The organism is Subtercola sp. Z020, assembly GCF_002931235.1.
Lineage (GTDB): Bacteria > Actinomycetota > Actinomycetes > Actinomycetales > Microbacteriaceae > Subtercola.
Window position 1 is genome coordinate 1 of record NZ_PSTT01000161.1, and the last position, 927, is coordinate 927.

Consider the following 927-nt stretch of genomic DNA (forward strand, 5'->3'; position numbering starts at 1 on the left):
GGGTGGGGGCGCGGTCGGGCCTGGGGTCTGGCTTGCGGTCAGGCGACCGGACTCGCTCGCGGTCTCGGCCTCAGTCTCGGTCTGGCCTTGGCGCGGATGCGGGCGCGGGCTCGCTCTCGTGACCCTGACCTTCTCGGCCACCGTGGCCAGCCGCGCGTTCGACGTGTCGTTCGATCTCGAAGCAGGGCAGACGCTCGCGGTGCTCGGCCCCAACGGCGCCGGAAAGTCGACCCTGCTCGCCCTCCTCGCGGGGCTGCTCGCTCCCGACGCGGGCCGGGCCGAGCTCGACGGAGACGTGCTATTCGCCGCCGCCGGTGCAGGCAGCGGCGCTGTTGCCGGCAGCAGCGCCGGCGCTGTTGCCGACGCCCGCAGCACGCGTCGCACCTGGAAGCCGCCGCACGCACGCAACGTCGCCCTGCTCGCCCAGGAACCCCTGCTCTTCCCCCACCTCAGTGTGCTGCAGAACGTCGGCTTCGGCCCCACGAGCGCCGGAGTCCCCCGCCGCGAAGCCCTCCGCAGAGCCCGGCGCTGGCTCGCCGAGGTGGACGCCGCCGCGTTCGAGTCCCGCCGCCCGGCCGAACTCTCCGGCGGGCAGGCCCAGCGCATCGCGGTCGCCCGCGCCCTCGCCGCCGACCCGCGCCTCCTCCTGCTCGACGAGCCGATGGCGGCGCTCGACATCACCGTCGCCCCCGCGCTCCGCCGTACGCTCCGCCGCGTGCTCGCCGACCGCACCGCGATCATCGTCACCCACGACCCCCTCGACGCCTACACCCTCGCCGACCGCGTGCTCGTGCTCGACGGCGGACGCATCGTCGACGACGGCCCCACCCGCAGCGTGCTCGAGCATCCGCGCGACCCCTTCACCGCCAGCATCGCCGGCCTCACCGTGCTCCCCGGCACCCGCACCCCCGACGGCCTCCTCCTCCC

The 927-nt window shown here is 75.5% G+C and carries 1 protein-coding gene; it reads left to right on the plus strand.

Annotated elements, in window-relative coordinates; translation table 11 throughout:
* Positions 1–118: 118 nt before the first annotated feature.
* Positions 119–927, plus strand: an 809-nt coding sequence (locus C5B96_RS16985; RefSeq protein WP_104246534.1) for a sulfate/molybdate ABC transporter ATP-binding protein, incomplete at its 3' end; no start/stop codon positions are given.